Source organism: Opacimonas viscosa (genome assembly GCF_024199005.1).
Classification (GTDB): Bacteria; Pseudomonadota; Gammaproteobacteria; order Enterobacterales; family Alteromonadaceae; genus Opacimonas; species Opacimonas viscosa.
This window is the reverse complement of record NZ_JANATA010000365.1, coordinates 1-226: the sequence shown is the minus strand read 5'-3', so window position 1 is coordinate 226 and position 226 is coordinate 1. Positions and strand designations below refer to the sequence as shown.

Genomic DNA, 226 nt, shown 5'->3' with positions numbered 1-226 from the left:
ACCGCTTCGTTGAGAGCCGCTGGCATAAAGTGCCGGTCGATTAGGTACATCTCAAGCTCAGCGCCAAAACTTACCTCAGACCGGTTATAACAAGGCTTTTCAAGCTCATTTTCAATTTGAGCCAGTTGCTCGTGCAGGCGACGCTCAAACAGGGTTGTTTGCGCCCGGGTAACGTCGTGTTGTTGAAACTGTAAGCCCATGCTCGCTTTTGAATGTAACGAATTTG

General features: G+C 49.1%; 1 pseudogene. It reads right to left on the bottom strand.

The features are described from left to right. Positions 1 to 200 (bottom strand): annotated as a pseudogene (locus NLF92_RS13945) (hypothetical protein); the annotation flags it as partial. Positions 201 to 226 lie beyond the last annotated feature (26 nt).